Here is a 24,297-nt window from a genome sequence, read left to right as displayed (position 1 = left end):
GTGCGGTGCCTCGATGCCCGATCGGCTGCCGCTGCATCAGGCCGACGGGTTCCCGGACGTGCCGGCGGCGAACGGCGTGACGCTGAATCGGCCGTCGCAATTGGTGATCTCTCCCGGGATCACCAGCGAGGCGGTGTTGCCAGGGGGATAGATCCGCAACTGCGCCGACGTGGGCAGGCACGCCCCCTGCCGGTTGAGGGTGTGGATCGTGACGCTCGCGGAGCCGCCGGGCTCCAGGACCACCGGTGCGTACGTCCTGCGGTCGCGGGTCGCCGGCGCACCGATCTGCTTTCCGCCCGCGTCCAGCAGGGACAGCCCCGGGTAGCCGGAGACCTGGCACGCACCCGACGTGCGGTTCGTGACCACGAGGTACCGGTAGAGATTGCCCGCACCCGCGTCACCGCCGCCGAGCGAGACGGTGAGCTGCGAGGCGGTGCACATCGATGAGGTACCCGGCGGGCGACCGGACGGACCGACTGTGCGGCCGGACGCACCGGTTGTGCCGGCGGACGGGTCGCCCGGTCGGCGGTGGGCAGGGGTCGGGACGGTCGGGGGCGGAGTAGTGGACGGTGGGGTGGAGGGGCTGGGCGCGTACGAGTGCGGGCCCGGGCCGGTCCGCGTACCGGTGACGGTGGGTACGACCAGCTCGTCGCCACCGTGCGTGGAGATCGCCCCGACCAGGTACGGGGCACCGCCGAGCACCGCGGCGGCGGCCGCAGCAACCATCACAGCCCGGGTCCGCCTGCGGCGCACCGCCCGGCGGCGGATCCGGTGGAAGGCCCCGGGCGGAGTGGCCAGGTAGGTGGCCGGCGGGCGCAGCAACGGCTCCAGCGGGTCGGGCCGGCCGGCATCCAGCCGCCTGGTCAGGTCGCCGTCCTCACGGTCGTCAGGCGATCCGGTCATGGTGTCCCCCGAGCTCGGCGCGGAGCAGTTCGCGGGCCGCGTGCAGATCGGCCTTGATGGTTCCCTCCCTGCGGCCCAGCAGCCTCGCCACCTCGCGTACCGGTAGATCGGCGTAGTAGTACAGCAGAGCCGGGTTGCGCAGCCGCGCGGGCAGCGACTGCACCAGCATGCGTACGGAAGGATCGGTCTCGTGGTGCTGCTTCCGCTGTTCCTGGGCGGTGACACGGCGCATGGCCCCGCGTTCACGCTCCAGTTTGCGCCAGTGGTCGCGGACCAGGTTCGCCGCAGTCACGTAGAGGAAGCCGCTGGGCTCCTCAACCCTGGCCCAGCGCGCCCACAGCCGGGTGAACGCCTCCGCGGCGATCTCGTGCGCGGTCTCGTCGTCCTCCACCAGCCGGCGCACCCAGCCGGCCAGCCGCGGGTAGACGGCCGCGAACAGTTCGGAGGCCGCGTGCTCTTGAGACCGGATGGCCGCTCGCCTCCTTCCTGTCGTGACACCCGTCGTGCTGGCCGGCAAGGCGGCCGCCTGCTCCCCGCTCACGACCCGGCGACCAGCGAGGCGTAGACAATGACGTTGTCCGAGTAGCCGCCGGCTGCGCCGACCCGGGTGCCGCCGCAGGTGATGAGACGCAGCGCCGGGTGGTCGACGATCCCGTACACACGCTGTGTCGGGAATCTTGTTTTGGCCACCGTCTGCACCGAGTCCACGGCGAACGTCGCCACCGAGCCGTCCTTGCGGGTGACCGACACCCGGTCGCCCGCACGTAACCGGGGCAGCTGCTTGAAGACCCCGTCCCCGTACCTGCCGACGGTGACGTGGCCGAGGATCACCGACGGCCCCGTCTGGCCGGGCGTCGGCGAGCCGTCGTACCAGCCCGCGGGTGCGTGCGCGGCGATCGGCGGCACGGCCACCTCACCGCCGGCGAGCAGCCCCAGGGACATCACGGCGGTGTCGACGCCGATCACCGGAATGCGCAGCCGCTCGGGCAGTGAGCGCGCCATGGCGCGGACCGCGGCCGGCTGCGGCGCCGCGGCGGCGGTGCCGGGCGGCGCGGAGGACACGGCACCGCTGGAGGACGGCTCGTGGGCGGGCGCAGTCGGCGTGCAGCCGCAGATGAGTGTGAGAACCGCCGAAGTGAGCGCGATCGCGTTCGCCGTACGGTGACGGAGCCGATGCGCGGGCGGGGCGAAGGCGCTCAACGCTCAGCCCCGGACCCACGCCCGGCGCCGCAGCGCGACCGCGAAACCGGCACCGCCGAGTGCCAGCACTCCGCCCGCTCCTGCACCCAGGGCCCGGCCCGGATGGGCCCCGTCGGGGGAGGTGGCGGCCATCCCGGTGTCCGGTGCGCCGCTGGGCACGGCGGTGACCTGCCCGCCGGACCCTGATCCGCCGGTGCCGCCACTGCTCGGCAAGGAACCCGCCGGGTTGCCGCCGGTGCCCGCGGCGAGCGGCGTGACACTCAGCACGCTGTGGCAGTTGGCGATCTCGCCGACAAGGACCAGTGACGCGGTGTTGCCGGGTGGGTAGACCCGCACCTGGGTGGAGGAGGGCAGGCAGGTGCCCTGGCGGTTGACGGTGTGGATGGTGTCGCTGGCCGAGCCGCCCGGCTTCAGTACCACCGGCTCGTACGACGTGTGCTCGCGGGTCGCGGCCGGACCGATCTGCCGGCCGGAGGCGTCCAACAGCGACACACCGGGGAAACCGGTGAGGTGGCAGGTTGTCGAACTGTGGTTGGTCAGCACCAGGTAGCGGTAGAGGTTCCCCGCGCCGGCGTCGCCGGCGCCGAGCGAGCCCGTCAACTGCGAGGTCGCGCACATCGGGGTGCTGGATGCCTCTTGTGCGGGCATGGCCGCCGTCGCGGGGACGACGGTGAACACGGCGACGGCTGCGACCGCCGCACCGGCGGCGAGTGGTCCCTTTCGCATGTCCTGCTCCCTCTCCTCACGGCGGCCGCCGGCCTCATGGGCGGACACCGGGCCGGCCGATCCGGGATTCGTGAACAGAGACGACGTGGCACCGCACCGGGTTGTAAAGAAACGTCAAAACCTGAGCGCCGCAGCGGGACTTGGTCCGGGTGCCCGGGTGCGGCTCGCAGCCGGGCGGCAGTGCGGACGTACCACGGCAGAGGCACGTCGGCCGCGCACCGGCCGAGATCGGGACCTGCGCTCGCACATGGGGCGCTCCGTGGCGGAGTGGGCTGTGCACCGTCCGCTCAGTGGGCCGACGGGTGGATTCGGTGACCGACACCCGCCGGCCCCACGCCCGGTCACCCCCGTAGCCCTCTGGGGGCGACTACGGCCACCAGTGATCATTCGGCGCTCGACCAGGGCGCCGAGCGCTGTCGATGCGCAGCCGCGCGCACACCGGCTGTGCACTCTCGGCACAGCCCGTACAGAGCGCTTCCATCGGATCGGGAATACGCTGCCGAGGAGGGCTGCGGCCATGATCGGAAGTTGTGGGACGGCGCGGATGGCACGGGATACCGGAGGCGGCCTGGGGAGTGATGCGGCCGTTGGCGCCGAGGTGGCGGCGACCGCTGTGCTGGATTCCCGAGGTGTCGTTGTCCGATGGAGCCCGGCTGCCGAACAGCTGCTGGGCCATCCGGCGGCCCAGGTCCTGGGCCGGCCCGCCATCGAACTGCTCGCCCGGCCCGAGCCGGCCGCAGCCGCCGCGGCACGGATCGCACTGCGAGGGGCACCGGAGGTACGTTCCGCGGTCGTGACCGTGCGCTGCGAGGACGGCCGACTGCTGGAGCTGGTCCTGTGGGCGTACCCCTCGACCGGCCCCGAAAGCCCCGGGACCGCACCGCACTGGGTGGTGCTGGCCGTCGAGGCATCCCAGATGCGCCGCTGGGAGGGCGACCGGGCGGTCATGGAAGGACTCTTCTCCCAGTCGCCCGTCGGCCTGCTGGTCACCGATACCGAACTGCGCTGCGTACGGCGCAATGTGGCCCTGGAACGCATGACCGGCATACCGACCGAGCAACGGCTGGGCAAGCGGATCGGGGCTGCGCTGCCGGGGTTGAGCGCCGAGGCCATCGAGGCGCAGATGCAGCAGGTCCTGGACACCGGCGTCCCGACCATGGACTTTGTGCACCGCGGGCGCACCGTGGCCGACCCGGAACACGAGCATGTGTGGTCCACCAGTACCTTCCGGCTCCAGGACCCGGCCGGAGCCGTCCTCGGGCTGTGCCACGCGGTCATCGACGTCACCGCCAGTTACCGGGCCCAGGAACGGAGAGCTCTGCTCAACGAAGCCAGTCTGCGCATCGGCACCACCCTGGACGTCATGCGGACCGCGCAGGAACTGGCCGAGGTGGCCGTCCCCCGGTTGGCCGACACCGTCAGCGTCGATCTGCTGGACGCCGTCGTGGAGGGCGAGGCGCCCCGGCCGGGTCCGGTCGAAGACAGCGTCACGCTGCGCCGTGCGGCATTTCGGTCCACATGGCGCGGGCATTCCCGGGCGGCGTACGCGGTCGGCGAGCTGAGCCGGTTTTCCTCCTCTTCACCGCAGGCCCGTTGCATGGCCGACCTCGAAGCCCGCCTCGTCGCCAGACTTGACTTCGCCGCCGACTGGTTGCGGGACGATGCCCGGCGAATCGTGGGAATCCGAGCCGCCGGCGCGCACTCCCTGATGGTGGTACCGCTGGCCGCCCGCAACGTCCTGATGGGCGTGGCCAGCTTCTACCGGTGGCAGCAACCGGACCCGTTCGACGACGAGGACCTCACCCTCTCCGCAGAACTGGCCTCCCGGGCCGCCGTGTGCATCGACAACGCCCGCCGCTACACCCGCGAAAGCGCCGCCTCCCTGGCCCTGCAGCGCAGACTGCTCCCCAGCGAGCTGCCCGAGCTCCACGCCGTCGAGGTCGCCGCACACTACCGACCCGCCGGCGCGGAGAGCGACGTAGGAGGCGACTGGTTCGATGTGATCCCGCTCTCCGGCGCCCGAGTCGCCCTGGTCGTCGGCGACGTCCCCGGACACGGCATACACGCCTCCGCCACCATGGGGCGGCTGCGTACCGCCGTGAACACCCTCGCCGACCTCGACGTACCCCCGGACGAGCTGCTCACGCACCTCGACGACCTGGTGGTCCGGCTCGCCGAGGAGGACGGTTCCTGCGGCTCCTCGCGGACCGGCGGCACGGTCACCGGGACCACCTGCCTGTACGCGGTCTACGACCCGGTCGAGCGACGCTGCACGCTTGCCTCCGCCGGCCACTACCCGCCCGCGGTGGTGCACCCCGACGGCACCGTCGAGTTCCCGCGCCTGCCCGCAGGCCCGCCGCTGGGCCTGGGCGGCCTGCCCTTCGAGACCGCCGAGCTGGATCTCGCGGACGGAACGGTGCTCGCCCTCTTCACCAACGGACTCCTCCTGGGACGGGACCCCGACATCGACGTCGGACTTCAGGCACTGCGGCGCAGCCTGTCCCACCCCGACCGCCCGCTCGAGCAGATCTGCGACCAGGTGGCCGCCACCCTGCTCCCCCTCCGGCCACCGGACGACGTCGCGCTCCTGGTCGCCCGCACCCACGCCCTGGGTGCAGATCGCGTCGCCACCTGGGACCTGGCCGCCGACCCGGCGGTCGTCGTGGATGCCCGGTCCCTGGCCGTGCGGAAGCTGACCGAGTGGGGTCTGGAAGAGATCTCGTTCATCGCCGAACTGGTGGTCAGCGAACTGGTAACCAACGCCATCCGCTACGGCCTCCCGCCGATCCGGCTCCGGCTGATCCGCAACACCAACCTCATCTGCGAGGTCTCCGACAGCAGCAGCACTTCTCCTCGTCTGCGTGGCGCCGGAGCGGACGACGAGGGCGGCCGCGGCCTGTTCCTCGTCGCCCAGCTCACCCAACGCTGGGGCACCCGTTACACGCCGAACGGCAAGACCATCTGGACCGAACTCGCGCCGCCCCACGCGATGTGATCCACCACCAGGATCCGGACCGTCCACGGACCGGACCCGTCACTCATTCAACCCGAATCTCCGGCACGGCAGTTGGGCCGCACGGTCGGGGCCTGGGGGTGCCACGGAGCTCTCGGGATGGGTCGTACCGGACCGGTCCCCGTACCGGACGGGTCCGCCCCGCAACGGCCCCGGACGATCCTCTATCGCCGGGCGCGCAGCGCCTCCCACTGCGCTGCGGCGCCGTCCAGCAGCATCTCCAGGGCGGTGGGATAGGCACTGTCGACCATGCGGGTCGCCAGGAGGGGTGCCGCCTCGGCGATCCGGGGGTGTGTGGTGCGCGGCAGGCGGGCGTACGTCGAGCGCCACATGTCCTCGTCGGCTCTGAGACTTTCGCGTGGCAGAGCCAGCGAGGCGGCGTCGAGCGCGGCGAAGGCCAGGGTCTGGTCGATGAAGGCCTGGTAGATCCGTACCGTGTCCGGCAAGGGAAACCCTGCCGTGCGAAGTACGTCAAGGATGGCCTCGTCGGCCGCCAGTTCGTGGGCCCGGCCGGTGACCCGGTTCGCTGTCAGCAGTGCCGCCTGCGGATGCCCGACGTACACGGCGTGGATGCGCAACCCGAGGCCGCGCAGATCCGACCGCCACTCCCCCGTGGGCCGCCAGCCCTGCAGGGCCTGCCCGATGAGGGCGTCGCCGATGGCCAGGGTCAGATCGTCCATGCCGCGGAAGTACCGGTAGAGGGTGCTGGGGTCGGCGTCCAGGGCCAGGCCGAGACGGCGGGCGGTGAGTCCCGCGCTGCCGTGTTCACGCAGCATCCGCAGGGCGGTCTCGAGAATCAGTTGCTCGGACAGCACTGTGCCGCTCCTGGTGGGACGGCGGCGCCGCCGTTTCTCTTCAGGCACCACAGCTTTCGCCACCGCCGCCTCCTCACCCCCGGCCCTTATGCCAACACCATTGACCTTATCGGAGCACGCGGCGTTGGATCTCCCGGCAGGGGCGCCCGCACCTCCGGTCCGCGCGGTCACGCCCCGTCTCCAGAGAGGAAGTCCGTGTCATGCGTGTTCTGCTTGTGGGAGCCGGCGGTGTGGGCACCGCGATCACCCGGATCGCGGCCCGGCGCCCGTTCTTCGACGAGATGGTCGTGGCCGACTACGACCTGAGCCGGGCCGAGGCGGCGGTCGCTGCCCTCGCGGGTGCCGCCGGCCGCTTCCGCGCCGAGCACGTCGACGCGTCCGATCAGGCGGCAGTGACGGCGCTGCTGACGCGGCACGGGTGCGACGTCCTGCTCAATGCCACCGACCCGCGGTTCGTGATGCCCCTCTTCCAGGCAGCGCTCACGGCCGGCGCAACCTACCTCGACATGGCGATGTCTCTGTCGCGCCCGCACTCCGATCGGCCGTACGAGGAGTGCGGGGTCATGCTCGGCGACACGCAGTTCGCGCAGGCCGCCGACTGGGAGAAGGCGGGCGCGCTGGCCCTCGTCGGTATGGGTGTGGAGCCGGGGCTGTCCGATGTCTTCGCACGGTACGCAGCCGACGAACTCTTCGACGAGATCGACGAGATCGGCATCCGCGACGGCGCCAACCTCACCGTCGACGGCTACGAGTTCGCGCCTTCCTTCAGCATCTGGACCACCATCGAGGAGTGCCTCAATCCGCCGGTCGTCTACGAGGCGGACCGCGGCTGGTTCACCACCGCGCCCTTCAGCGAGCCGGAGGTGTTCGACTTCCCCGAGGGCATCGGCCCGGTCGAGTGCGTGAACGTGGAGCACGAGGAGGTGCTGCTTGTCCCCCGTTGGATCGACGCACGGCGCGTGACCTTCAAGTACGGCCTGGGCGAGGAGTTCATCCAGACCCTCAGGACGCTGCACCTCCTGGGTCTGGACCGCACCGACCCGGTGACCGTGCCGAGTGCTGCGGGCCCGGTGGGTGTGTCGCCCCGCGACGTCGTGGCCGCCTGTCTGCCGGACCCGGCGACGCTGGGCGAGCGCATGCACGGCAAGACCTGCGCGGGCACCTGGGTGCGCGGTACCAAGGACGGTGCGCCGCGCGAGGTCTACCTCTACCACGTGGTCGACAACCAGTGGTCGATGGCCGAGTACGGCTCCCAGGCGGTGGTGTGGCAGACGGCCGTCAACCCGGTCGTCGCACTCGAACTCCTGGCCACGGGCGCGTGGTCCGGCTCGGGAGTCCTCGGCCCGGAGGCCTTCCCCGCCCGCCCCTTCCTGGACCTGCTCAGCGCGTACGGCTCTCCGTGGGGCATGCGGGAGCAGTGACCGTCCTGGGCTCACCGGGGAATCCGACCTCGTTCCCGGTGAGAGCGAGTGTCGGACCTCCGATCCCTTCGCCGCTCTCGGGGTACTGCCAGTTACCGGTGTCGGCCAGGAGCACCGAAGTGCCTGGCCTGCGAGGGTGCGCTTCGACAGCTCGTGGGACCGGCATCTCTTCGACGGCGCCGAGCCGCGCGGGAGCTTGTGGACACAGTGTTCTCGGGGGTTGTCCCCGCTGGTCGGACAAGGATTGCGTGACGGAGGTCGCCGAGGAACTCAGCCTCAACCCGGGCATGCTGCACAGGTGGGATTCTCGCGGCGGCGCCCCAACGGACGTCCGACCGCCCGGCGGAGGGGTAACCGTCGGCTGGGCGACGCTGAGCTCAGAGCAGCTGCGCCTGAGCCGTGAGGTGGCGGACAAGAACTAGCCGACAGTTGTCCCACTGTGCTGAACCCGGAGCGCTTCGGGCCACAGCCGCTGTGCAGAAGCGCGGTGTGCCACCACCGCGCACCGCACGACCCGCGGCTACGCGCCCTACCCCGCGGTGGCAAGCCTGATGAGCAGCAGCGCGATGTCGTCCGTCCGGGGGGCGGTCCGCCGTGCGTGGTCGATGAGGTGCGTGGCGAGTTGGTCCATGGGCTGGGGCGGGGTGTGGGCGAGCTGGGTGGCGAGCCCGGCCATGGCGTCGTCCAGGTCAACCTCGGGGGTCTCGATGAGTCCGTCGGTGTACAGGGCGAGGACGCTGCCGGGGGCCAGCGGGATTTCGGTGGTGGGATAGTCGGCGTCGGGGTCGATACCGAGCAACACCCCCGGCGGTACGTGGAGGACCTCCGCGTGCCCGTCCGGGTGACGCAGGATCGGTGGGGGGTGGCCTGCGGTGGCCAGGAGGGCCCGGCGGTGTGCGAGGTCGAGCTGGGCGTACAGGCAGCTGACGAAGCGGCCCGGGTCCAGGTTGACCAGCTGTCGCTCGTTGTCGCCGCTTGCGTACAGGCAGCGCCCGAAGGGTGTTCAGCGCAGCAGCACGGTGACAAGGGCGGCCGGCACGATGGTGATCCAGACCGCGCCGGGCAGCCCGAGCGGCCGCCCCTGACCGAGCCGGTCGAACCCGGTGTTGTGGGTGTCACGGTCGCCGAGGTCGGGGTAGGTCGTGCCGTCGGAGCTCAGCAGGGCGGTGGTGCGGGCCACGTACAGCATGCCGAGGGGCGCGATGAATGGTGCGCGCTGCCGACCACCGCGCGAGTCCCGACAACTCTTCCGAGCTGCGTGGTTGTCAGGACGAGGCCACCTGATGGCCACGGGATGAGGGCGGAAAGGTCAACGTGGCCAGGTAGTCGTCAAGGAGCTCGGCCTGACGGTGGGGTGGGAACGCCGAGGGGTCGAACAGCGCCTGCACCGCCAGACCGAGCACGAAGGACTGGGCGCCGGCCGCGATGCGGGCCGGGTCGCCGTCGGGCAGTTCGCCGAGCTGTTGGGCTGCGGCAACCAGGTCGCACAGCTTGTCGCGGCTCTGCGCGTACTTGCGGGCGTAATCGCCGCTCAACTCGGGGTTGGCGAGCGCGGCGTCCCAGGAAGACACCCAGATCCGGTTGCTGTCAGTGGCCTCGTCAGTCAGCGGCAGGACGTCCAGCAGCGCGGCCCTCACGGCGGGCAGGCCTGTGCCGGCTGCGCGCCGGGGGCGTGAGGCACTTCGCCGTTCGAGCAGGTCGAGGGCGTACGCAACCAGGTCGCGTTTGGTGGGGAAGTAGTGGGTGAGCAGGCCGGTGGTGGCGTCGAGCTCGGCGGCGACGGCTCGCATGGTCAATCCGCCGAAGCCGTGCGCGACCAACACCCGCCAGACCGCCTCGGAGACGTCGCGTCGACGAGCCTCGTGGTTCCCCTTGGTGCGTGACATGCTGCTACGGTACATAACCGTAACGCTTGTTATGTGAATGAGGTCATCATGTTCTCCCTTTCATTGCGGGACAACGCCTGCCTCCGCCCGCTGGAGATATGGCATGCCGAGGAGTTCGCAGCCAACCTGGACCGGGCCCGCGAGCACATCCGGCCGTGGGTCGGGCCGGGGTTCGTCACCGATGACCTCGACGGGGCGCGGGCCACACTGCGCCGGTACGCCGAGCGTCAGGCCGCGGACGGCGGCCGCCTCTTCGGTATATGGCTCGACGGAACTCTGGTCGGCGGCGTGATGTTCGTGGACTTCGACGCCGGCTTCGGTTCCTGCGAGATCGGCTGCTGGCTGGAGCCGGCCGCCGAGGGGCACGGCCTGGTCACAGAGGCGTGCCGCGCGCTGCTGGAGTGGGCGTTCGCATCCCGGGGGATGCATCGCGCCGAGTGGCACTGCCGAGCCGACAACGAGCGCAGCTCCGCGGTGGCCCGGCGGCTCGGCATGACGCTCGAAGGCGTACGACGCGAGTACTGGCCCTACGACGGCACCCGTCACGACAAGCAGATGTGGGCGATCCTCGCCCCCGAATGGCGAAACCATCACTCGTGAACGGAATCCCCGCCACGCGCCCACGGCGGTGGCCGTGGGCGCCGCCTCCCAGCGAGCAGTTGCAGCAGGTCCTGCGCCGGGTTCCCGGCGCAGGAGGCGTGCGCAGGCGGATGTCGTGGACAGGGTCGCTGCCCTCGCCGCGGGCCGGCCGCCCCACCTCACTCATGCCAACCCGACCGCGCGTACGCCCTCGCGTGCTTCCCTGCCGGCACCGACACCACGGCCAACCGGCCGTGAGCAACGGTGGATTGACGGAACAGTGCCGGAAGGGCAAAGATCGTCGAGCTCGAAATTGACAACGTTGTCGTACGAGAGGATCGCGATGCGAGCGTTGAAACGCGTGTTCACCGCCTTGTTCATAGCCACCAGCGTGGCCACGGCTTCCGTCACCTCCGGCGTCGCAAACGCCAAGGGCCAGGGACCGAAGTTCGCCGATGACCCCACCACGCTGGTCGACACGTCGATCGGCAACAACGGTGACGGGACCACCTTCCCGGGCGCCGCCGCGCCGTTCAGCATGGTGCAGCTGAGCCCTGATACGCAGCTGAACAAGTACGCTTCCTACGACTACAAGCAGGACACCATCCTCGGCTTCAGCCACACGCACCTCTCGGGTGTCGGCTGCCAGACGATGGGCAACTTCCGGTTCATGCCGACCACCGGTGCGGTCACGTCGTCCGACCCGGCGCAGTCCGGTGCGAAGTTCAGCCATGACAACGAAACCCGCGCGCCGGGCTACTACGGCGTGAAGTTCGACAACGGCATCCAGGCCGAGCTCACCGCAACGCAGCGGACCGGCCAACACCGCTACACGTACCCCGCCGGATCGGGCCCCGAGAACGTGCTCATCGAGGTCGGCGAGAGCAACGGCAGCACCTACGCCGGCGACGTCAAGGTGGTCGGCAACGACACCGTGGAAGGCTGGGTCCAGGGGGGCAACTTCTGCGGTGAGACCGGCAAGGAGCGCTACCGAATATTCTTCAGCGCCAAATTCGACCGGAAGTTCTCGAACTTCGGAACCTGGACCGACGGCATCCTCACCCCGGACCAGCGCGAAGCATCGCGCGGCGCCAAGCGCGCCGGCGCCTGGGTGACGTTCGACCCGGCCAAGGGCGACCAGATCGGCACTTCGGTGGGCCTGTCCTACACCTCGGTCGACGGCGCGCGGCTCAACCGAAGGGCCGAGCAGCCGAAGTCGTTCGACAAGGCCCGCACCGGCGCGCACGACGCCTGGCAGGGCGAACTGAACCGCATGCGCGTGGCCGGCGGCAGCACCGCCGACCAGCGCACGTACTACAGCGCGCTCTACCACTCGCTGCTGCACCCGTCGATCGGGTCCGATGTCGACAACCGCTACCGCGGCTTCGACGACCAGGTGCACCGCGCGGATTCCACGTATTACCAGATGTTCTCGCTCTGGGACACCTACCGCTCGCAGAACCAGCTGGTGGCCCTGCTGCACCCGGACAAGGCCGCGGACATGGCCAAGTCCGTGCTGCACATCTACCAGGAAGGTGGCTGGCTGCCGCGCTGGGGGCTCGGCAACGGCGAGACCAACGTGATGAGCGGTGATCCCATCACCCCGTGGATCGTCGACATCTACAACCGCGGCCTGCTCGACGACCGCACCTCGCGCCAGCTCTTCGACGCGCTCTGGAAGAACGTCAATGAGGTCCCCGCGGACCAGTCGATCTTCCGCGGGCGTGACGGCAACCCGACGTACGTCAAGAACGGCTGGGTCGGCTACCAGAACCTGCCCGGTTACAAGTACGGCGACAGTCGCCAGGCAGGCTCGGCCACGCTCGAATACTCGCTCGCCGACTGCGCGCTGTCCACGATGGCCGGCGGCCTCGGCTATCAGGAGAAGGCCGCGACGCTTGCCTCGCGCTGCGACAACTTCACCAAGCTCTGGGACCCAACGTCACGTCGCAGGGCTTCTCAGGGTTCCCCGTCGCGAAGAACGCGGACGGCACTGTCGCAGGCGACCCCGACCCGGCCCAGGCCGGCGCGTTCCACGAGGGCACCGCATGGCAGTACGAATGGCTTGCCCAGCAGGACCCGCAGACCCTCTTCGGACTCATGGGCGGCCAGGCGAAGGCCGAGCAGCGGCTCGACAAGTTCTTCGACATGCCGACCGTGCTCACCGACCCGGCGAAGGCCGCTTCGGAGTCGTGGGTGACCGGCGCGTACGACTACCACAACAACTTCGCCTTCAATCCCAACAACGAGCCCGACTTCCACACGCCATGGATGTACACGTGGACCGGCGCGCCGTGGAAGACCTCCGCCGTGCTGCGCGCACTGCGGACGCTCTTCACCGACAACGTGTACGGCATGCCCGGCAACGACGACCTCGGCGCCACCTCGTCGCTGCTCGTCTTCGCCATGGCCGGCATCTTCGAGGCTCAGCCGGGCTCCGCCAACTACGTAGTCACCGCGCCTATGTTCGAGAAGGTCGAGATCCGGCCTGAGCACGGACGCAAGATCAGCGTCGAGGCTCCGGGCGCCGACGCGTCGAAGCTCCAGTACGTGTCTTCCGCGGACACGAACAAGGGCAAGCTGCGCCAGAGCTGGCTCTCCCACAAGGACCTGCTCCGCTCCGGCACGATCAAGATCAAGCTCTCCGACAAGCCGACGAGCTGGGGCGTCAACGCCGCCCCGCCCGCCATGGCCGCCCAGGGCTGAGGTTTTGGGGTGCGGTCCCTCCCGCGAGGAGGGCCGCACCCGGGTGGAATGACGACGTCGCGGCCGGGTCTGACCACCGGGACGGCGACGAGGCCGTCGTAGAGGCCCTTCTCGTTACGGAGCCAGGGGCTCAGCTCCGGGCGCGTCATCACTCAACCAGAACTCCCAGTCCATGGCCGGCTTCGGCGGATTCGCCTCCACGTTCCGTGTGTTGGACAAGGACGGCTACTGGGTCGATATCCACGGGTTCCAGGACTGCGACAGCACCGCCGATGTGATCAGATGCGCTCAGCGGCCCTGAACCGTGACGCGTGAGCCGTAAGCAGTGATCAGCAGGTATGGGTCCCAGAACCTCCGGGCCCACACCCCCTGCGAGGCACCGTTCACACGGCCCGCCACCCGTCCTGGAGACAGACCTCGACGACGTCAGGCTCATCCGTGCTCACCCAGCCCAGACCGTCACCGGAGGGAGAGAGAACGGCGCCTCGCCCTCCGTCACCCGGCAGGCCGTCCCGGTCGCCAACGCCCGTGCGCCATCAGCTAGATACTCGGTGACCGTACACCCGGACGGATCCAGAGTGCCCGCGTCCGTCCAGGTTCCCATCTCCCCTTGCGCGTCTACCCACATCCCGGACATGTCGGAGTCGGCCACCTTCGACAAGAACGGCACGCGGCGACGCGGGTCGTCAGGATCCGCGTACAAGCTCACGTGCTCGCCCAGCTCGACGGCCCGCTCCAGGGAGAGCCAGGCGAGGTTGCCGGGCAGGAAGCACACGGCGTTCTGGTAGCGCCAGAAGGGGTCGGCCGGATCCGGTGGAACGTCGTGCGGATAGTCGGCAAAGTGCTCCGGCTCGCGCACTCCGTCATGACGGAGGTACAGCGCGCGCACCCCTGCCGGGAAGGCCACGCCCAGCTCCTCCTCGGCGGACACGATCTCCTCCTCTGACGCGGGCGGGCGGAGCATGCTGTGGGACAGCGGTGCCACACGCGCGAGTTCCGCCTTGAACCGCCCCCAGACCAGCGCCGTCTCTTCTGCGCTCATGCGCGGTCACCTTACGAGAGAACTCGGCCGCGGGAGCGTGGACGCGAGCGGAGCGCATAACGCGCCGCGCCGGCGATTTCTCCCTGCTGCGACTGCCCGGCCGCAGCGACCGAGCAGACCCTGTCGCACTTCCCCCGACGCCTCAACTCGGCGACCACCGAGGCACGTTACTTCCGCCGTGCCGTTTGCCCTCGCCTCCTTCGCGATTGCAAAATCGGCGACACATTTACGCCGTTGCCCCGACGCCCTGGACGTTCCGCCTTCCTTTTCACCAGCACCTCACACCTTTTGATGAATCATTAGAAAGTTCCAGAGATTCGTACCGAACCTCTGGACAGTCCCCCACGCGGCGCCCTAATCTCTCGGCCCACCGAGACATGCGTTTCGTCCCGGTAACACCGCAGCCGATCGACGTTCCCTCGAACGTTCTTCACCTCACGAGTCTTTGCACGTCTCTCCCCCATGGCCGGGCCACCGCCCGTCACGAGGCACCGCGCGATCGCTGTCACAGCGGTCGTCGCTCACGCACCGTTTCAGCACCCCGTCGAAACACGGGGGAAGCCGGCCGGGTCACCGACTCTGCCGTGACCGCAGCGGAAGGGAAGCGACATGAAGATTCTTACGTTCATCGCCACGGCCTCACTGGTGGCATCCGGGAGCCTGGTGGCTTTCTCCAACTCCGCCCAGGCCTCGCTCTACACCACCTGTGTCGGTGACGGCGGGGCCGTGACCGTCAGCAACGACCTGGTCGTCCCCGCCGGGAAGTCCTGCACCCTCACCGGCACGAAAGTCAAGGGCACGGTGACGGTCGAGGCCGGAGCCGACCTCGTGGCGGCGGGCGCCACCTTCAACGGTGCGGTCACCGTCGAGGAGAACGCCTATCTCGACCTCACCGACACCACCGTCAAGGGTGCGCTGAGCACCAATTCCGCTTTCGGCGCGCACCTGGAGAAGAGCAACCTCAAGGAGGTCGACGCCACCCAGGGATTCGTCTACGTGGTCGACTCGACGCTCGGCGGGAGCGTCAGCACCGAGGCCGGCGAGCTGTACGTCTCCGGCAGCACCCTCAGCGGCTCGCTGACGGGTGACGCCAACCAGTACAGCGACGTGTACGACACCACCGTCAAGGGCGCGATCACCGTCAACGGGAACACCCTCGGCGGCGTGTTCTGCGCCAGCGAGGTGTACGGCGCCGCGAAGTACGCGGGCAACGCCGACAACCTCCAGCTCGGCGGCGAGAGTCTGATCGGATCCTGCGCGGGTGCCTCGTACTTCGGCGGCAACCTGGCGGTCACCGACAACACCGCGAAGGCCGTACTCGACAACGCAATCGTGCGCGGCGGGCTCACCGCGACCGGCAACGATCCCGTCCTGGTCGTAGGCGAGTTGGCGCGCGTCCGTGGCACCGTCACCGGAGAGACCGCCACCGCCGGCCCGGCGTCCTCCCGCTCGGCCGAGGAGGCGGCGCCGCAGGACCGTGGTGCCGACCTCGCCCAGAAGGCCGCCGCCCGCGCCGCCGCGGCACGGGCCGACGCCCACGGGGCGGGCAAGTCCCGCCTCTGACGCCGAGCGGGACAGGCGGCGGCACACGCGGGGACACCGGCAGGTGACGACGGCCGCCCCCGTCGCCGTACCTCCGCACAGCGCCGCGGTTCTCCTCCCGCCGTCACCCACCCACGCTCGTTCCGCTGTGTTCCGGAGCCCGTGATCCGCCGTCGCGGCGCGCACCGCAGAGCAGCGCCCCTGCCGCGCGCCTCGATCTGTACCCTCTTCTCCTCATTCCTCAGGAGTGACCGTGAGTCATATTCACAAGTCCTTCGACCGCAGGGACTTCCTGCGCGCCACCGCCGGCACCACCGTGGCCATCGCCGCCGCCTCCGTCACCGGGGCCGCGGCGACCTCGGCCGCCGCCGCGCCGAGCAGTCTGTCCATCCCCAAGGACCGCATCGGCATCCAGCTGTACAGCATCCGCGACAAGGTCAGTGCACTCGGCTTCGCTGTCGTCCTCCCTGAACTGGCCCGGATCGGCTACAAGGAGATCAAGTTCGCCGGATACACCCAGTCCACCTCCATCCTGGGCCGGCAGATCACTCTCCCGGAGATCCGTAAGCTGCTCGACGACCACGGACTGCGCGCCGTCGGCAGCCACGTCGGCATCGGTAATCTGCGCACCAACCTCCAGGCCGAGCTGGACGCCGCCCAGATCCTCGGGATGCCGCACGTGGGCACCGCCAACGCGCCCTCGAACGTCAACACCGTCGCGGGCTACCGCGCCGCCGCCGACGAGTTCAACGCCTGGGGCGCCGCGGCGTCCGCGCGTGGCCTGAAGCTCTACCAGCACAACCACGCGGGCGAGTTCGCGTTCGCCACCGACCAGCCTTCGGTCCGGCTGTACGACGTGTTCCTCAAGAACACCGACCCGCGCCATGTCTATCTGGAGCTGGACATCTACTGGGCGTACGTGGGCCAGTACCGCTGGCCCGGATTCGACCCCGCCGCGTACGTGCGCAACCAGCCCTACCGCTACCCGCTGTTCCACATGAAGGACGGCGACGCCAACGCGGCGAACGCCAACGGTTTCGACATAGTCGAGTTCGGTGCCGGCGACCTTCCGTACGAGAGGTTCGTCCGCGACATCGGGCCGCGCGCCTCGCATGTCGGCATCTGGGAGCAGGACACCGCACCCAACACCCAGCCCAATCCGCCCGGTTCGCTCGGCGCGGCGGAGCGCAGCTTCACGGCGCTCAAGGGACTCCTTGGCTGAGAGGCCCCGTAGAAGAGAGGCGCCTCAGCGCGGGGCGCCTCCGTGTCCGCTCCCTACCGCCAGCGATCGAGGAGATGCATCATCGTGCACCGCACCCTGAGACGCCTGATCACGGGGGTCCTGCTCGTGGGACTGCCCGCGTTGGGCGGTGTGGCCCTCGCGCCCGCCGCGCAGGCGCACCCGGACCACGAACACGCCCTGGACTGGTCGAACTACGAGAAAGTCACTCTGACGAAGGACACCGGCGAGCCGATCGACCTCGCCGTACTGCCCGACAACCGCGTCCTGCACACCGCCCGCAACGGCGACGTACGGCTCACCCACCCCGGCACCGGTGTCACGAAGGTCGTCAACCACGTCGACGTGTACCAGAACTCCGAGATGGGGCTGCAGACAGTCACGCTCGACCCGGACTTCGCCACCAACAAGTGGGTCTACCTGTACTATTCTCCGCCGCTGAACACCCCGGCCGGCTCCGCCCCGCTCCAACTGCCCGCTGGGCAGAACGACTCGTACTGGAAGCAGTGGGAGGGGTACGACACCCTGACCCGCTTCAAGTGGACCGGCGACAAGCTCGACCTCTCCACCGCGCAGGAAATCATCCGGGTCGACACCAACCGCGGCCAGTGCTGCCATGTCGCCGGTGACGTGGACTTCGACGGGGAGGGGAACCTCTACCTCGCGACCGGCGGCAACACCCCGGCGTCGGGCCCGAACGTCAACGGCTACACACCGATCAACGACGCCGCCGGCTACAACCCGGGTCTCGACGAGCGCCGCGGCTCGGGCAACACCAACGACCTGCGGGGCAAGATCCTTCGGATCGATGTCCAGGAGGACGGCAGTTACACCATCCCGGAGGGGAACCTCTTCAAGCCTGGCACGGCCAAGACCCGTCCCGAGATCTTCGTGATGGGCCTGCGCAATCCCTTCCGGCTGGCTGTGGACCGCGAGACCGACGCCGTGATGTGGGGCGACTACGGCCCCGACGCCGGTACCGCCGACCCGAACCGCGGGCCGATGGGATACGTCGAGTGGCAGACCACGACCAAGGCCATGAACAGCGGCTGGCCGTTCTGCACGGGTGACAACAGCAAGCCCTACCGGGACTTCGACTTCGCCACCCTCACACCCGGCCCCGCCTTCGACTGCGCGGCACCGGTCAACGACTCCCGCTGGAACACCGGCCTGACCGAGCTGCCCGCGCCTGTGCCGGCCACGCTCTGGTACGGCGACCGGGACACCGACCAGCCGTGGCCCGAGCTGACCGCCTTCCGCGGTCCCGGCGGTCCCGGCGGCCAGGCCCCGATGGGCGGTCCGGTCTACCACTACGACGCGGACAACCCCTCACCGGGCAAGTTCCCCGAGTACTGGGACGGCAAGGCGTTCTTCGCGGAGTTCTCCCAGGACTACGTCGCGGCGTTCACCCTCGACGGGCCGGACGGTCCCGTGAGCAAGCTGGAGAACGTCCTGCCCAACAGCGAACGTTCTCAGAACGGCATCCCACCGTGGGACAACCCGATGGACCTGGAGTTCGGCCCGGACGGCGCGCTCTACGTCCTCGACTACGGCGACGGCTTCTTCCGGCAGAATCCCGATGCGGGTCTCTACCGGATCGACTACGCCGAGGGCAACAAGGCACCCACCGCCGTGATCAAGGCCGGCAAGACGTCCGGGCAGGCCCCGCTGGAGGTCTCGTTCAGCGCCACCGGCTCCAGTGACCCGGAGAACGGCGACCTCACCTACCAGTGGGACCTCGACGGTGACGGCACCTTCGACGCCACCGGGCCCACGGCCAGCCGTACGTATCCGGAGAACGGGCAGTTCCAGGCCCGGCTGAAGGTCTCCGACCCACAGGGCAAGTTCGGCCTGTCGAGCCGTCAGATCACCGTGGGCAACACGGCGCCGACGGTACGGATCACCTCGCCGCCGGACGGCGGGTTCTTCAACTGGGGCGACGCCGTGCCGTACGGCATAGCCGTCGAGGACCCGGAGGACGGCACCACGCCGGACTGTGCCAAGGCCGCCTGGACCTTCGGTCTCGGGCACAATCAGCACGGACACCCGGTCAACAGCGGCACCGGCTGCACGGGCGGCGTCGCGACCCCGACCGACGCGGGACACGGTGACACTGAGAACGTCTTCGGCGTCCTTGGGATCACCTACACCGACAAGGGCGCGGGCGGCGTTCCGCCGGCGACCGGTGACGCCCAGGTGGTGCTCAACCCGGCTCTCATGCAGGCCGAGCACTACGACTCGGCGGAGGGTGTCACGATCACGGACGACACCACGGCGTCCGGACAGCGCAAGGTGACCTCCTTCGACGCGGGTGACTGGATCGCGTACGACCCGGTGTCGTTCGCCGGGATCACCGGGGTGAAGACCCGTGCCAGTGGCGCCGGCACCCTGGCGCTGCGCTGGGGCGCGGCCGACGCCGAGCCGTTCGCCACCGTGTCGGTTCCGGCCGATGAGGACTGGCAGTCCGTCACCACCGCGCTTCCGAACGCCCCTTCGGGGAGCGGTGAGGTCTTCGTCACCAGCTCCGGCGGTGTCGAGCTGGACTCGCTGACCTTCCAGGGCGCGGGCGTCGCGGACAAGACGGCGCCCAAGGTCACCGCCACGCTCAACCCGCCCCGGCCCAACGGTGACGACGGCTGGTACACCAGCAACGTGTCACTCGCGGTCTCGGCGACCGACAACGGGACGGTCGCCAGCCGTCAGTACTCGGTCGACGGTGGAACGACGTGGCAGTCGGCGAACGCGACCGTCACCCTGTCCAATGAGGGTGCCACGACCGTCCGTTACCGGGCGACCGACAACGGCGGCAACGTCTCCGAGGTGGGTTCGCTCACCGTACGGATCGACCGCACCGGTCCCACGGTGGCGGTGAACGGTCTCGACGCCGACGGTGTCTACGGGGACTCCCAGCGCCCGACGCCGGTCTTCTCGGCACAGGACACGGTCTCCGGCGGGGCCACCGCGACGGCCACGCTGGACGGCAAGGCCGTCACCTCCGGCCAGGCGCTGGAACTGTGGCGGTTGCCGCTCGGGAACCATGACCTCACGGTCAAGGCCAGGGACAAGGCCGGCAACACCATCACGAAGACGGTGGCCTTCACGACCCGTACCTCCTACGCGGACATCCGCGCGCTGATCACCCAGCTGCGGGCCGACGGCCTGATCACGGCACAGGGACAGCAGCGGCTGACTGTACGGCTCAACCAGGCCGAGGCGCACGCCGACGCGGGCCGCACCAGTCAGGCCACAGCCGTGCTGGAATCGTTCGCCGTCTACGCGTCCGACACCGCCCTGGTGCCGGACAGCGCGGCGGGCGCGGCCCTGGCACGGAGCGCGCGGGCGCTGAAGGGAGGCGCCACCGGCTGACGCCGGGACGGACGGAGCTGCCCCGCTGTCACCGGCGGGGCAGTTCTGTGCCCGGACTCTGTGACGTGGGCCCGCTTCCGGGCTGTGGGGTCCCCGCCGGGGGAGTTCCGTCAACAATGCAGCAACTTTCGGCGTTCTGTGAAAAAGTTGCCGGAAGCCGCCCGCGCCCCTGCGGCCCCGCGAGGACGAGCCATGCCGGGCGATACGGTGCCCGGCCCCGTACCACCCCCGCGACAACTCCCGAAAGCTGTCCAAGGGCGTCCAGAGGAAGTGAGTCCGTGAACATCCAGTACCGCGTGTTGAGTCTACTGCGTGACAACGGCCCGCTGTCCCGCGCCCAACTCGCAGACCGGCTGGAGGTTCCGCGCCCGCGGCTGCTCGGCGAACTCGACCGCATGGTCGCCGCCGGGCGGGTCCGTGAGGCAGGCCCCGCCGCGTCGCGCGGCGGGCGGCGCTCCACCCTCGTCCAGCTCGACCCCGGTGTGCGGTTCGCCGCCGTCGATCTGGGCGCCAGCTCCGTCGACATCGAGATCACCGACGGCGCGCTCACGCCGGTGGCCTCCTGCTCCGAGCCGGCAGACATCCGCTCCGGACCGGTCGCCGTGCTCGGGCGCGTCACCGAACTCCTGCGCGCGATGGCCGACCAGGGGCACTACACGCGGCTCGACGCAATCGGCATCGGCCTGCCGGGCCCGGTCAGCTTCCGGGAGGGCATACCCGTCTCGCCGCCGATCATGGTGGGCTGGAACCGCTTTCCGGTACGCGACACCCTCGCCCGCGCGCATGGCTGCCCCGTCGTGGTCGACAACGACGTCAACGTGATGTCCCTCGGAGAGCAACACAGCGGGGTCGCGAGGAGCGTCGACCATCTGCTCTTCGTGAAGATCGGCAGCGGTATCGGCTCCGGCATGCAGCACCACGGCCGTATCTACCGGGGCGCAGAGGGGTGCGCCGGTGACATCGGGCACGTCCAGGTCGAGGCGGAGGCGGACGGGCCTGTCTGCTCCTGCGGGAACACCGGCTGCCTGGAGGCGTACTTCGGCGGGGTGGCGCTGTCCAGGGACGCCACGCAGGCCGCTAAGTCCGGCCAGTCGCCCGCCCTTGCCCAACGGCTCGCCGAGCGGGGGGTTTTGACCGCCCTGGATGTCGCGGAGTGCGCGGACGGCGGCGACAGCACGAGCGTCAACCTGGTCCGGGCCGGCGGCCACCGGGTCGGGCAGGTCCTCGCCACGCTGGTCAGCTTCATGAACCCGTCGATGATCGTGATCGGCGGCGGTCTGACCGGACTCGGCTATCCCCTGCTCGCCGAGATCCGCAGCGTCGTGTACAAACGCTCACTTCCCCTCGCCACTGGCAATCTGCCGATCGTCATGTCCGAACTCGGCCCCCGCGCGGGGGTCGTGGGCGCCGCGCTGCTGGCGAGCGAACTCGCGTACGGTGAGGCGTCGGTGGCAGGGGACGTCGGGAGAGGAGCGGCCCCCGCATAGAGCACTCTCGAGCACTGCGGCCCAGAACCTCGCATCCGCCGTGGGTGCCGCACGCGGCGCGAAGGAGTCTGCCGCGGCGCTTGTCAGAGCGTCCGGGCTTCCGCTCGGGGTCAACGTCGCGCGACGGTCTCGTCGAGCTCGCCCTGCGCACGAGCTGTGTCTCCCCCGCCGCCTTGGCCACGCTCAGTCCACGCGCGCCACTGCAGCCATCACCGCCGCCCAGCGTGTCAACGCTTTCGCCGCCGTCCGCCTGTGCAGCCGCCGTTCAGGCGCCCGGGCCTGGGGCGGCCGCTTCGGCGCGCAGGCCGCGGGCCGTGATGAGTCGGGCACTGCCGTCGGCCAGTCGGTAGGACAGGCCCACCACGGCCGTCCGGCCGGCGGCGACCTGGTCGGCGAGCACCCGGGAGCGGTCCAAGAGGAGGTCGACGCTGTGCCGTATGTGCTCGGCAATGATTTCATCGTCCTGGGTGAGCCCGGCGGCGCGGGCGGCCAGGACGCTAGGCGTGACGCGTTCGATGACGTCGCGCACGTACCCGGTGGCGGCGACGCCGTCGGTCAGGGCGGCACGGGTGGCCGCGACCGCGCCGCATGAGTCGTGGCCCAGCACCACGACCAGCGGGCAGTCCAACACGCTCACGCCGTATTCGATGCTGCCCAACACCTCCGGCCCCGCCACATGGCCTGCAGTGCGGACGACGAACAGGTCACCCAAGCCCCGGTCGAAGATGATCTCGGCGGCGAGGCGTGAGTCGGAGCAGCCGAAGAGCACGGCGAACGGGCGCTGTCCGGGTGCGGTCTCCGCACGGCGTGCGGCGTCCTGGTTCGGGTGCTGCGGGGTGCCGGCGACGAAGCGCTGATTGCCGGCCAGCAGCAGCTCAACGGCTTCGGATGGAGTCAGCGGCAGGGCGTCAGTCATGATCCCAGGCTACGTCCAAGCCCCGCTCACCACGGCGTCGAGGTCCACCAAAGGAGGAGCGGATGCGGCAAACCGGGACGGAATGCCCCGTGTCGGCGGGCATCCCTGGACGCCGGGCGGCAGCAGCTTCCAGCCGGAGCCTCAAAGCGCGGCGAACCGTTCAGCCCGGTAGGCGGCTCGCCACAGGGCACCTGCGCAGCGTCTGGCGCGCTGCCGGCAGGCGCGTTTTTCACCGTGCACCGCCACACTGTCCGCAACGACACCATTGCGATCACGACGCCCGCCGAACGGGTGGCCCCATCGAGGGCCGGTTGCGCCGGGCCTGTGCCGTCGCCGCGGGCTCGGGTCATGGTTCCTGCAGGTCGGGTACCACCTTGCGCAGGCGCACGGTGCTGATCGCGCCCGCGCGCTTCAGGACGGGGACCGCGCCGGTGATATCCACGATCGAGGAGGCAACAGCGGCCTCGGTGGGCCCTCCGTCCAGGTAGACGGCGACCGAGTCGCCGAGCATGCCCTGGGCGGCATAGCAGTCCTGCGGGGATGGCTGTCCCGTCAGGTTGGCGCTGGAAACCGCCATCGGACCGGTCTGGGCGAGCAGGTCAAGGGCGGCCGGGTGTGACGGCATCCGGACCGCCACCGTGCCGTGGGTTTCACCCAGGTCCCAGTCCAGCGACGGCTGGTGGCGGGCGACCAGGGTCAGCCCGCCCGGCCAGAACGCCTCCACCAGCGCCCGGCCCTGCTCGGAGAAATCGGTGACCAGGTCGTGCAAGGCGTCCGGGTAGGCGACCAGTACCGGCGAGGGCATGGCACGGTCCCGGCCCTTGGCCTCCAGAAGACTGTTCACCGCCCCACGGTTGAAGGCATCGGCACCGATCCCGTACACGGTGTCCGTCGGCAGCACCACCAGCTCGCCCCGGCGTACCGCCGAAGCTGCCTCGCGGAGCCCGGAAGAACGCCCGGACACCGTGGAGCAGTCATAACGACGGGCCATTACCGTCCTCCATCCCCCGGGCGTTCAGCCCGCACCTGCTCGCTCACTCCGGCAGGCTACCGACTCGGCGGCCAGAGCAAGGACCACCTACGACCGGCTTGCCGACGCCCTCACCCGTCGTCTTCGTCGCGGTCCGGCAAGAGGGCCGCTGGCCTCCGGACCCGGCATGACTGTGTCCCCAACACGGCAACGCTGCCGGTGCTCTGCTCGCCGGCCTTACAGGGGCGGACGCCAGAACTCTCACCGTGCACAAACTGACCGGTCAGGTCCCGGAGTTCTGACTCTGACCCCAGCCGCAAAGCAGACGCGCGCGGTGTCCACGGCCCGCCGTCCAACTCGGTCCACTCGTGGTCGGACGGGACGGAGACATGGGTCTCCTCGGACGGGAAGGCGATTGGCGAACCACGGGGAATTCGGTGACGGCAACATGAGTGGCGGGATCGGTGGCCTCCTGGATGCCGACA

20 protein-coding genes and 2 pseudogenes are annotated in these 24,297 nt (G+C 70.0%); 10 read left to right on the top strand and 12 right to left on the bottom strand.

Annotated elements, in window-relative coordinates; genetic code table 11:
- Positions 1–36 precede the first annotated feature (36 nt).
- The 3 genes from OHA03_RS32235 to OHA03_RS32225 all read right to left on the bottom strand — a co-directional run bounded on the left by OHA03_RS32235 (position 37) and on the right by OHA03_RS32225 (position 1,905).
- Positions 37–903 carry a DUF4232 domain-containing protein gene (locus tag OHA03_RS32235; protein ID WP_267007225.1) on the bottom strand — a complete coding sequence of 289 codons (867 nt, stop codon included), beginning with the start codon at positions 901–903 and terminating at the stop codon, positions 37–39.
- On the bottom strand, positions 887–1,372 hold the full coding sequence (locus OHA03_RS32230; protein WP_267008242.1) for an RNA polymerase sigma factor: 486 nt from the start codon (positions 1,370–1,372) through the stop codon (positions 887–889). Before OHA03_RS32230 ends, OHA03_RS32235 begins: the two co-directional genes overlap by 17 nt.
- 68 nt (positions 1,373–1,440) lie before the next feature.
- Positions 1,441–1,905: a class F sortase gene (locus OHA03_RS32225; protein ID WP_323181280.1), complete on the bottom strand. Its 465-nt coding sequence runs from the start codon at positions 1,903–1,905 to the stop codon at positions 1,441–1,443.
- On the opposite strand from OHA03_RS32225, the gene OHA03_RS47870 reads away from it, so the two are divergent.
- Positions 1,904–2,068: a hypothetical protein gene (locus OHA03_RS47870; RefSeq protein ID WP_323181279.1), complete on the top strand. Its 165-nt coding sequence runs from the start codon at positions 1,904–1,906 to the stop codon at positions 2,066–2,068. The genes OHA03_RS32225 and OHA03_RS47870 overlap by 2 nt on opposite strands.
- 38 nt (positions 2,069–2,106) lie before the next feature.
- On the opposite strand, the gene OHA03_RS32220 is transcribed toward OHA03_RS47870, so the two are convergent.
- Positions 2,107–2,829 (bottom strand): DUF4232 domain-containing protein, encoded by a 723-nt coding sequence (locus OHA03_RS32220; RefSeq protein ID WP_267007224.1) that lies wholly within the window; start codon positions 2,827–2,829, stop codon positions 2,107–2,109.
- Between the two features lie 544 nt (positions 2,830–3,373).
- On the opposite strand from OHA03_RS32220, the gene OHA03_RS32215 reads away from it, so the two are divergent.
- Positions 3,374–5,824 (top strand): SpoIIE family protein phosphatase, encoded by a 2,451-nt coding sequence (locus OHA03_RS32215; protein WP_267007223.1) that lies wholly within the window; start codon positions 3,374–3,376, stop codon positions 5,822–5,824.
- Between the two features lie 182 nt (positions 5,825–6,006).
- Here the strand turns inward: OHA03_RS32215 and OHA03_RS32210 are convergent, their stop codons facing one another.
- Positions 6,007–6,720 carry a TetR/AcrR family transcriptional regulator gene (locus OHA03_RS32210; RefSeq protein ID WP_030979718.1) on the bottom strand — a complete coding sequence of 238 codons (714 nt, stop codon included), beginning with the start codon at positions 6,718–6,720 and terminating at the stop codon, positions 6,007–6,009.
- A gap of 137 nt (positions 6,721–6,857) precedes the next feature.
- Here OHA03_RS32210 and OHA03_RS32205 point away from each other — a divergent pair, with 137 nt between their 5' ends.
- Entirely contained in the window at positions 6,858–8,078 is a 1,221-nt protein-coding gene (locus OHA03_RS32205; protein WP_267007222.1) for a saccharopine dehydrogenase family protein, read from the top strand.
- Positions 8,079–8,607: 529 nt separating this feature from the next.
- Here the strand turns inward: OHA03_RS32205 and OHA03_RS32200 are convergent.
- From OHA03_RS32200 to OHA03_RS32190, 3 genes and pseudogenes are all read right to left on the bottom strand, one after another.
- Positions 8,608–9,039, bottom strand: a pseudogene (locus OHA03_RS32200) (PP2C family protein-serine/threonine phosphatase); the annotation flags it as partial.
- A gap of 42 nt (positions 9,040–9,081) precedes the next feature.
- Positions 9,082–9,258 carry a hypothetical protein gene (locus OHA03_RS32195; RefSeq protein ID WP_267007221.1) on the bottom strand — a complete coding sequence of 59 codons (177 nt, stop codon included), beginning with the start codon at positions 9,256–9,258 and terminating at the stop codon, positions 9,082–9,084.
- An 85-nt stretch (positions 9,259–9,343) separates the two neighbouring features.
- Complete coding sequence (locus OHA03_RS32190; protein ID WP_267007220.1) at positions 9,344–9,964, bottom strand: TetR/AcrR family transcriptional regulator; 621 nt, start codon at positions 9,962–9,964, stop codon at positions 9,344–9,346.
- 48 nt (positions 9,965–10,012) lie between these two features.
- On the opposite strand from OHA03_RS32190, the gene OHA03_RS32185 reads away from it, so the two are divergent.
- Positions 10,013–10,564, top strand: coding sequence for a GNAT family N-acetyltransferase (locus OHA03_RS32185; RefSeq protein WP_267007219.1), 552 nt, complete (start codon positions 10,013–10,015; stop codon positions 10,562–10,564).
- 162 nt (positions 10,565–10,726) lie between these two features.
- Here the strand turns inward: OHA03_RS32185 and OHA03_RS32180 are convergent, their stop codons facing one another.
- On the bottom strand, positions 10,727–10,942 hold the full coding sequence (locus OHA03_RS32180; RefSeq protein WP_267008288.1) for a hypothetical protein: 216 nt from the start codon (positions 10,940–10,942) through the stop codon (positions 10,727–10,729).
- Between OHA03_RS32180 and OHA03_RS32175 the strand changes: the two are divergent.
- Positions 10,887–12,428: pseudogene (locus OHA03_RS32175) on the top strand (GH92 family glycosyl hydrolase); the annotation flags it as partial. The gene OHA03_RS32180 and the pseudogene OHA03_RS32175 sit on opposite strands and share 56 nt — an antisense overlap.
- Complete coding sequence (locus OHA03_RS32170; RefSeq protein ID WP_323181342.1) at positions 12,371–13,249, top strand: glycoside hydrolase domain-containing protein; 879 nt, start codon at positions 12,371–12,373, stop codon at positions 13,247–13,249. The pseudogene OHA03_RS32175 and the gene OHA03_RS32170, both read left to right, overlap by 58 nt.
- A 442-nt stretch (positions 13,250–13,691) precedes the next feature.
- Here the strand turns inward: OHA03_RS32170 and OHA03_RS32165 are convergent, their stop codons facing one another.
- Positions 13,692–14,291: an SMI1/KNR4 family protein gene (locus OHA03_RS32165; protein WP_267007218.1), complete on the bottom strand. Its 600-nt coding sequence runs from the start codon at positions 14,289–14,291 to the stop codon at positions 13,692–13,694.
- Between the two features lie 609 nt (positions 14,292–14,900).
- Here OHA03_RS32165 and OHA03_RS32160 point away from each other — a divergent pair.
- From OHA03_RS32160 to OHA03_RS32145, 4 genes are all read left to right on the top strand, one after another.
- Positions 14,901–15,854, top strand: coding sequence for a hypothetical protein (locus tag OHA03_RS32160; protein ID WP_267007217.1), 954 nt, complete (start codon positions 14,901–14,903; stop codon positions 15,852–15,854).
- Positions 15,855–16,086: 232 nt separating this feature from the next.
- Complete coding sequence (locus tag OHA03_RS32155) at positions 16,087–17,055, top strand: sugar phosphate isomerase/epimerase (protein ID WP_267007216.1); 969 nt, start codon at positions 16,087–16,089, stop codon at positions 17,053–17,055.
- Between the two features lie 84 nt (positions 17,056–17,139).
- A complete protein-coding gene (locus OHA03_RS32150) occupies positions 17,140–20,439 on the top strand; it encodes a PQQ-dependent sugar dehydrogenase (RefSeq protein WP_267007215.1) in 3,300 nt (1,099 codons plus the stop codon).
- A 278-nt stretch (positions 20,440–20,717) separates the two neighbouring features.
- Positions 20,718–21,926, top strand: coding sequence for an ROK family transcriptional regulator (locus OHA03_RS32145; RefSeq protein ID WP_267007214.1), 1,209 nt, complete (start codon positions 20,718–20,720; stop codon positions 21,924–21,926).
- Positions 21,927–22,191: 265 nt separating this feature from the next.
- On the opposite strand, the gene OHA03_RS32140 is transcribed toward OHA03_RS32145, so the two are convergent.
- The gene (locus OHA03_RS32140) at positions 22,192–22,842 is read right to left on the bottom strand and encodes a carbonic anhydrase (RefSeq protein WP_267007213.1); all 651 of its coding nucleotides are present in this window, start codon (positions 22,840–22,842) and stop codon (positions 22,192–22,194) included.
- A gap of 346 nt (positions 22,843–23,188) precedes the next feature.
- A complete protein-coding gene (locus OHA03_RS32135) occupies positions 23,189–23,833 on the bottom strand; it encodes an L-threonylcarbamoyladenylate synthase (protein WP_267007212.1) in 645 nt (214 codons plus the stop codon).
- Positions 23,834–24,297: the final 464 nt, after the last annotated feature.

Origin of the sequence: Streptomyces sp. NBC_00154 (assembly GCF_026342835.1) — a bacterium.
GTDB lineage: Bacteria > Actinomycetota > Actinomycetes > Streptomycetales > Streptomycetaceae > Streptomyces.
This window is presented reverse-complemented; position numbering and strand designations above follow the sequence as displayed.

What these genes read in the sequence shown, in the direction of transcription:
- OHA03_RS32225 (WP_323181280.1), bottom strand. Translation starts at nt 1,905, where the DNA reads ATGGCGCGCTCACTGCCCGAGCGGCTGCGCATTCCGGTGATCGGCGTC.
- OHA03_RS32165 (WP_267007218.1), bottom strand. Translation starts at nt 14,291, where the DNA reads ATGAGCGCAGAAGAGACGGCGCTGGTCTGGGGGCGGTTCAAGGCGGAA.
- OHA03_RS32220 (WP_267007224.1), bottom strand. Translation starts at nt 2,829, where the DNA reads ATGCGAAAGGGACCACTCGCCGCCGGTGCGGCGGTCGCAGCCGTCGCC.
- OHA03_RS32205 (WP_267007222.1), top strand. Translation starts at nt 6,858, where the DNA reads ATGCGTGTTCTGCTTGTGGGAGCCGGCGGTGTGGGCACCGCGATCACC.
- OHA03_RS32135 (WP_267007212.1), bottom strand. Translation starts at nt 23,833, where the DNA reads ATGGCCCGTCGTTATGACTGCTCCACGGTGTCCGGGCGTTCTTCCGGG.
- OHA03_RS47870 (WP_323181279.1), top strand. Translation starts at nt 1,904, where the DNA reads ATGGCGCGGACCGCGGCCGGCTGCGGCGCCGCGGCGGCGGTGCCGGGC.
- OHA03_RS32160 (WP_267007217.1), top strand. Translation starts at nt 14,901, where the DNA reads ATGAAGATTCTTACGTTCATCGCCACGGCCTCACTGGTGGCATCCGGG.
- OHA03_RS32140 (WP_267007213.1), bottom strand. Translation starts at nt 22,842, where the DNA reads ATGACTGACGCCCTGCCGCTGACTCCATCCGAAGCCGTTGAGCTGCTG.
- OHA03_RS32190 (WP_267007220.1), bottom strand. Translation starts at nt 9,964, where the DNA reads ATGTCACGCACCAAGGGGAACCACGAGGCTCGTCGACGCGACGTCTCC.
- OHA03_RS32215 (WP_267007223.1), top strand. Translation starts at nt 3,374, where the DNA reads ATGGCACGGGATACCGGAGGCGGCCTGGGGAGTGATGCGGCCGTTGGC.
- OHA03_RS32185 (WP_267007219.1), top strand. Translation starts at nt 10,013, where the DNA reads ATGTTCTCCCTTTCATTGCGGGACAACGCCTGCCTCCGCCCGCTGGAG.
- OHA03_RS32235 (WP_267007225.1), bottom strand. Translation starts at nt 903, where the DNA reads ATGACCGGATCGCCTGACGACCGTGAGGACGGCGACCTGACCAGGCGG.